The sequence below is a fragment of the Alkalibaculum bacchi genome (genome assembly GCF_937875145.1).
In the GTDB taxonomy this organism is placed as follows: domain Bacteria; phylum Bacillota; class Clostridia; order Eubacteriales; family Alkalibacteraceae; genus Alkalibaculum; species Alkalibaculum bacchi_A.
Window position 1 is genome coordinate 1 of record NZ_CALNCS010000121.1, and the last position, 7054, is coordinate 7054.

Genomic DNA, 7054 nt, shown 5'->3' on the forward strand with positions numbered 1-7054 from the left:
ACGGTATATAGATTTCACCTAAAAAAGCAGACTTTGGTCTGCTTTTTTAGGTGAGAGTTCTACGATGTAAGTTGTAAGTTCTATGTAAAAGCGCTTAGGTCACCTTTGGTGACCTGAGTTTTTTCTTAATAGGAATACCGTGACTACTTAGAACGTAGAACATAAAACGGACCCTAAAGGGGTGACCCTAGGCTATGCTTAACTAAAAAGTGCCTCCGGCACTTTTTATGCATAATTCCATCTCCCACGAATATATTTGTATAAAGTACGATAGGGGGAGAATTGATTTTATGAACAATCGAAAATCCAATAATCAACGGATAAAATTAGAAGCAAGACCAAGGAGCAATAGTGGTGCCAACGGCAGTTATTACTATAGACATAATCAATATGAGGAGGAGACGGGCTCTAGTAAATTTGTTGTAAAAACAGGGATTTGTGTGGTCCTCTTAGTAGGAATCTTTTTCTTGAGCAATCTTGAAGATTCATTTTCAAAGGAACTTACTGGGGAAATTGGAAAGGCGATTTCTTATCAGGTGCAATGGAATGAGCTCTTAAAAGGGGATATGGTTGCCTTATTTGAGCAAAAAGTTTCTGGCCTTATAGGGAGAGAAGAAGTCCCCGTATTTAATAGCGACTTTGATGAGCCATTTTTAGAACCTGTAAGGGGTCATTTGAGCAGTGCATTTGAAGAGAAGATTCATCCAGTATTTAATACAAAAATTGAACCTAGAGGCATTGAATACTCACTATTTGAAACCCAAGGAGTCTTAGCCTCTATGGACGGAACGGTTCTAAATATTATGGATAGTACATATCAGGGGAGTAGAGTAGTTCTACAACATCAAAATCAATACAAAAGTGTCTATGATGGAATAGAAAATCTAAGCATTAAAGAAGGCCAGTCAATCACAAGAGGTCAAGAATTAGGAACGATTGAAGCTAATGAAGAGATTTCTAAGCTCTTGTTTTTTGAAATTTGGAAAGACAATACTGCTGTAGATCCTAATGCGTTCTTTAATACAGGGGAAGAACAATAAAGAGGTTTTTATGAAGTCAAAAGTAAACCTATCACTTTTACCTGTCTTGTTTTTTGCAGGCTTTTTTGGTGGTCTAGAGAATTTGTGTGTGTTTTTTATAGCTGTGTGTATTCATGATTTGGCTCATTATTTAGTAGCAAAGTACTATGATGCTCCCATTGAATACCTAGAGTTTATGCCTTTTGGATGTAAGATGAAGATGGATGATAGCTATTTAGAAGATCATCAGAAGTTCTTTATTTATCTATCAGGTCCACTGACAAATATTATTTTGTCTGTAATACTATATACACTGAAAGCATATAAAATATATTACTTTTCCTTATATAATGAAATCCTATTTGCAAATTTATGCATAGGATTTCTTAATATTTTACCTTTTCACCCTTTGGACGGAAGCGTGATTTTTCGCGTAACCCTCTCTAAAGTACTTGGCAATATAAAATCCACCAAAATCATGCTCATTATAACCCAGCTATTTGCTGTCTTTTTATTGATTATTACGATTTATTCCCTAGCATATGACATCTACAATATTAGTTATGGTATTGTAGGCGCTTTTCTTTTTGTTGAAAGTGCAAAAGAAAGAAAGAATATCCTGATAAGGGCAATGGAATGGGAAATGACGAAAAGAAAAAGAGCCCATAAGAAAAATCAAATCGTAAAAAGTGAAAGAATATGTACAAATGTCAATTCAAGTTTAAAAAAGCTTATGAGCAATTTTGATGGAAATCGGTACTATTTTATCGATATCCTTGATGGAAGCAAGTACATAACAACCATTACAGAAGAAGATGTTATTGAGGGGATTATTCAGTGTGGGTATGATGGACGGGTTCGGGATTTACTCAATTAGCTGAAAGCTTAATGTTAAATCAGTTGTTCAACTACCGTTCAAAAGGGCGCTTTTCTTGACTTTAAAACAGAATCCTATATAATTAAATTCTAGAAAAACAAGCTAATGATAAGGAGAAATACATGAAGAAAGAGTTTTTAGATAAATTAGATGACTTGTTGCCATTAGTGGAAAGTCCTGGGCGTTATGTTGGGAATGAGTTAAATGTAGTAGAAAAAGATATTACTGCAGATACAATCCACTTTGCCTTTGCCTTTCCTGATATATATGAAGTAGGAATGAGTCATTTGGGTATGAAAATTTTATATCATCTCCTCAATGAGCAAGAAGCAGTTTACTGTGAGCGAACTTTTGCTCCGTGGATTGATATGGAAAAGGTCATGAGAGAAAATGATATACCTCTGTATACACTTGAAAGCAAGGATAAGCTATCAGACTTTGATTTTGTAGGATTTACTTTACAGTATGAGATGTCCTTTTCTAATATATTAAATATGTTAGACCTTGGCCAGATTCCTATTTTTAGCAAAGATAGAGGAGAAGAAGATCCCTTTATTATAGTAGGTGGACCTTGTGCTTTCAATACGGAGCCTTTAGCCGATTTTGTAGATATTGTAGTAGTAGGTGAAGCAGAGGAAGTCCTTTTAGAGCTTATAGATGTATATAAGAGGAATAAAGGCACAAGTAGAAAAGATTTATTAAAGAAGTTTATGACTTTAAAAGGGGTGTATATTCCTTCATTCTATGATGTAGAATACAATGAAGAAGGAGCAATTTCGCAAGTAAAGCCCCTTGTAGAAGGTGCTCCAGAAAAAATTCAAAAGAGGTATATTGAAAATTTGGACAAGGTATCTTTTCCAGATAAAATCATTTTACCTTATATACAGACTGTTCATGACCGTATTATGTTAGAGGTGTTTAGAGGCTGTACACGGGGCTGTAGATTCTGTCAAGCGGGTATGATTTATCGGCCAATGAGGGAAAAGAGCCCCGAACGTTTAAAAGAAGATGCGAGAAAACTATTAGAGGCCACAGGTTATGATGAAATTTCATTATCTTCTTTAAGTACTACAGATTATTCAAAATTGCCAGAGTTAATCCATTATTTGAAAGAGTATGAGGAAAAAAAGGTTTCTGTCAGTTTGCCTTCTCTTCGAATCGATACCTTTTCTATTGGTTTAGCGGATGAGCTTCAAAAGGTTAGAAAGTCGGGATTAACCTTTGCTCCAGAAGCAGGAACTCAAAGATTAAGAGATGTCATCAATAAAGGGGTTACGGAAGAAGACTTGCTAACTACTGTTTCAGAAGCTTTTGAGGCTGGTTGGGGTCATATAAAATTATACTTTATGATTGGGTTACCTACAGAAACCATGGAAGATATTGAAGGTATAGCCAATTTGGCAGAAAAAGTCTTAGATAGATATTATAATACACAAAGCCCTAAAAAGAACAGAAATGTAAAAATTGTGATCAGTACATCTTCTTTTGTTCCAAAAGTTTTTACACCTTTCCAATGGGAAGGGCAAAATAGCATTGAGGAAATCATCGAAAAGCAAAACTACTTAAAGTCTAGACTTAAGAACAGAAAGATTAGTTACAATTGGCATGAACCAGGCCTAAGCGTTTTAGAAGGCGTCTTTGCAAGAGGAGACCGAAGAATAGGTAAAGTCTTATATACAGCGTGGAAAAAAGGATGTAAGTTTGACGATACGAGAGAAATCTTTAAGTATGATCTCTGGATGGAAGCTTTTGAAGAATGTGGTATTAATCCAGAAGATTATGCCCAAGCCAACAGAAGAGAAGACGAAATATTGCCTTGGGATATAATAGATGCTGGTGTAAGCAAGGAGTTCTTGTTAAAAGAGAAGAAGAGAGCTTTTGAAGAGACTACTACAGAATATTGTAGAAACGATTGTTCAAACTGTGGTATTACTAGTTTTTCAGGGAGGTGGGTATGTAATGACTTTGGCTCGAATTAAATATGCAAAAGGTAACGAGATCAAATATATCTCTCATTTAGATTTTCAAAGAAGTTTTCATAGGTTGCTCAATCGAGCAGGGATTGATGTAGCATTTTCTCAAGGGTTTAATCCCCATTTGAAGGTATCCTATGCTATGGCCATGCCTGTAGGCATGACAAGCGAGGGAGAGTATTTAGACGTAGAGCTTGTAGCCCCTGTGGACGCTGGAAAACTAAAATTATTATTAAATGAGCATGCTCCAAAAGGCTTAAAAATAGTAGCAGTAAAGATTTTTGAGGAGCCAGTAAAATCTTTGGCCTCTGTTATTACAGAGGGGATTTTAAAAGTAGAAGTTCCTATAGAAGACGATGTGACAGAAAATAAAATCCGAGAAGTATTTGAAGAAATTCTAAAGAAAGATGTTTTAGAATTGACCAGAAAAAATAAAAAAGGAAAATTCGTAACAAAAAATATACGGTCCTATATTAAGAAGTTAGAATTAGATGGGGTTAGCGATAATAAAGCACATGTAGATATGGTTCTCAGTATGGGAAGCATAGACAATCTAAACCCTCAACTCCTTTTGGACTATATGATTAGAGAATATAAAATTTTTAAAGAATTTCCAAAGGCGAAGATTCACCGAGTGGAAATGCTTGTGAATGGTGAAAAGATCGATCTTAAATAAGGTAATAAGAAAAAATCTCAGCTGAGCTGAGATTTTTTTCATTTCTTTTCATTCAAAAGATAATTTTCATTAATAAAGATTACCTTTTCTACGCTTTCTCGCGATGGGCCGCCGTCTACTTTTCGATTGTTTACACAGGCTTCTAAGGTAATGCTGTCGTAGATGGTTTCGTTAAAGATAGGTGAGACTTCTTTGTATTCTTCAAGTGAAAGCTCTTCTAAGGTCTTGTTTTTCTCAATTGCATAAAGGACTAATTTTCCGATAATAGCATGAGCTTCTCTAAATGGAACTTGATTTTTAACTAACCAGTCGGCAGCGTCTGTAGCATTGGTGAATCCTTTTCCAGCAGAATGATACATATTTTCTTTATTGACTTTCATAGTGTCAATCATCTTCGTAAAGATAGGTATAGCCATAGATAAGGTACTTACGCTATCAAATAAAGATTCTTTGTCCTCCTGCATATCTTTGTTATAAGCAAGGGGAAGACCTTTCATAGTAGTCAAAAGTCCTAGTAGATTTCCATAAACTCTTCCGGTTTTTCCACGTACTAGTTCTGCTATATCAGGATTTTTCTTTTGAGGCATAATACTGCTACCTGTGCTGTACTCATCATCTAACTGCACAAATTTAAACTCATCTGAGCACCAAAAGATGATCTCCTCGCTAAATCTACTTAAGTGCATCATGATTAGAGACATTGCACTCATAAATTCAATAGAAAAGTCACGATCTGATACGGAATCAATGCTGTTCATAGTAATTCCATCAAAATCTAAAAGGGTGGCTACATAAGTACGATCTAAGGGATAAGTCGTTGTGGCTAGGGCACCTGCACCTAAAGGTAGCACATTGGTCCTCTTGTAACAGTCCATCAATCGTTCTCGGTCCCTTTTAAACATCTCAAAATACGCTAATACGTGATGAGCTAGGGTAATAGGCTGGGCCTTTTGTAGATGCGTATAACCAGGCATAATGGTATCGATATTGTCTTTTGCAATCTTGATGATGGTCTCTTGTAATTCATGAAGCAACCTATCTATATATAAAACCTTATCTTTTACGTACATTCTTACATCTAATGCAACTTGATCATTTCGGCTTCTTCCTGTATGGAGCTTCTTGCCTGTATCGCCAATTTTTTCGATAAGAAGTTTTTCTACATTCATGTGAATATCTTCAGCAGATACATCAAATTCAACTTTGTTATCTTCTATATCTTGTAATATTTCTTTTAACCCACTTACAATGAGAGCGGCTTCCTCATTGCTAATGATATTTTGTTTTCCTAACATAGTAGCATGAGCGATGCTACCGTAGATATCATACTTGTATAGGATATGGTCAAAATGTATAGAAGAATTAAAGTCATCTGTCAATTGGCTTGTTTCTTTAGTAAATCTACCTCCCCAAAGTTTCATGGAGTTCATTCACATCCTTCGTTTTATTTTTTCTCTTTCATCAACGCTCTTACTCGTAATGGCAAGCCAAATAATCGAATAAAGCCTTCTGCATCTTTATGATCGTAAAGATCGCCCGTAGTAAAGCTTGCAATTTCTTCATTATATAGAGAGTAAGGTGAAGTTGCACCAGCAGAAATCATATTGCCTTTGTAAAGTTTTAATTTGACAACACCTGTTACGGTCTCTTGAGTGTTGTCTACGAATGCTTCTAGTGCTTCACGAAGTGGTGTGAACCATTCGCCACTGTAGACTAATTCTGCGTATTTGATGGCTAGCATTTGCTTAAAAGAGTACGTTTGCTTGTCTAAGCATAGATGTTCTAATTCTTGATGTGCTCTATAAAGAATCGTTCCACCAGGAGTTTCATAAACACCTCTTGATTTCATACCTACAACTCGGTTCTCTACTAAGTCGATGATGCCGATAGCGTGTTTCCCACCAATTTTGTTTAATTCAGAAATCATATCTGTGCCATTTAAAGCTTTTCCATTTAATTTTACTGGGATACCTTTTTCAAATTCTATTTCTAGGTATTCAGCTTCATTAGGAGCATCTTCAAGAGTATTTGTCAATTGAAGAATTTTTGAATAATCTGGTTCGATAGATGGATCTTCAAGCTCAAGCCCTTCGTGGCTAATATGCCAAAGATTTCGGTCCCTACTGTAGCTGGTTTCTTTATTCATATTTAACTTAATGTCATGTTGTAAGCAATAGTTAATAGAATCTTCACGAGATTTTATATCCCAAATTCTCCAAGGTGCGATGATTTGTAAGTGAGGAGCTAATGCATTAATAGTGAGTTCAAATCGCACTTGATCGTTTCCTTTTCCTGTAGCACCGTGGCAAATGGCAACTGCATTTTCTAATAAAGCGTAGTGAACTAACCTTTGAGCAATAAGTGGTCTTGCTATGGATGTTCCAAGTAAGTATTTGTCTTCGTATACTGCTCCAGCTTTCATAGTAGGGTATACGTAATCTTGAACAAATTCTTCTGTCACATCGTCAATGTACAATTTGCTTGCTCCAGAAGAAAGAGCTCTTTCTTC

The 7054-nt window shown here is 35.7% G+C and carries 6 protein-coding genes; 4 read left to right on the plus strand and 2 right to left on the minus strand.

The features are described from left to right. The first annotated feature begins 290 nt into the window (after positions 1–290). From Q7P22_RS07875 to Q7P22_RS07890, 4 genes are all read left to right on the plus strand, one after another. Positions 291–1040, plus strand: a complete 750-nt coding sequence (locus Q7P22_RS07875) for a M23 family metallopeptidase (RefSeq protein WP_303862800.1) — start codon at positions 291–293, stop codon at positions 1038–1040. A 10-nt stretch (positions 1041–1050) separates the two neighbouring features. Then, positions 1051–1896, plus strand: coding sequence for a site-2 protease family protein (locus Q7P22_RS07880; protein WP_303862802.1), 846 nt, complete (start codon positions 1051–1053; stop codon positions 1894–1896). 122 nt (positions 1897–2018) lie between these two features. Next, the gene (locus tag Q7P22_RS07885) at positions 2019–3875 is read left to right on the plus strand and encodes a TIGR03960 family B12-binding radical SAM protein (RefSeq protein WP_303862804.1); all 1857 of its coding nucleotides are present in this window, start codon (positions 2019–2021) and stop codon (positions 3873–3875) included. Next, on the plus strand, positions 3856–4545 hold the full coding sequence (locus tag Q7P22_RS07890) for a TIGR03936 family radical SAM-associated protein (RefSeq protein WP_303862806.1): 690 nt from the start codon (positions 3856–3858) through the stop codon (positions 4543–4545). The genes Q7P22_RS07885 and Q7P22_RS07890 overlap by 20 nt, the downstream gene beginning before the upstream one ends. A 38-nt stretch (positions 4546–4583) precedes the next feature. On the opposite strand, the gene argH is transcribed toward Q7P22_RS07890, so the two are convergent. Both argH and Q7P22_RS07900 read right to left on the minus strand, forming a co-directional pair. Next, positions 4584–5966, minus strand: a complete 1383-nt coding sequence (gene argH, locus Q7P22_RS07895) for an argininosuccinate lyase (protein WP_303862811.1) — start codon at positions 5964–5966, stop codon at positions 4584–4586. A gap of 23 nt (positions 5967–5989) precedes the next feature. Next, the coding region (locus Q7P22_RS07900) for an argininosuccinate synthase (protein ID WP_303862808.1) at positions 5990–7054 on the minus strand (1065 nt) is incomplete at its 5' end.

Excerpts from the sequence above, each read along its gene's own strand:
- Q7P22_RS07875 (WP_303862800.1), top strand. The coding sequence starts at position 291 with ATGAACAATCGAAAATCCAATAATCAACGGATAAAATTAGAAGCAAGA.
- Q7P22_RS07880 (WP_303862802.1), top strand. The coding sequence starts at position 1,051 with ATGAAGTCAAAAGTAAACCTATCACTTTTACCTGTCTTGTTTTTTGCA.
- Q7P22_RS07885 (WP_303862804.1), top strand. The coding sequence starts at position 2,019 with ATGAAGAAAGAGTTTTTAGATAAATTAGATGACTTGTTGCCATTAGTG.
- Q7P22_RS07890 (WP_303862806.1), top strand. The coding sequence starts at position 3,856 with ATGACTTTGGCTCGAATTAAATATGCAAAAGGTAACGAGATCAAATAT.
- argH (WP_303862811.1), bottom strand. The coding sequence starts at position 5,966 with ATGAAACTTTGGGGAGGTAGATTTACTAAAGAAACAAGCCAATTGACA.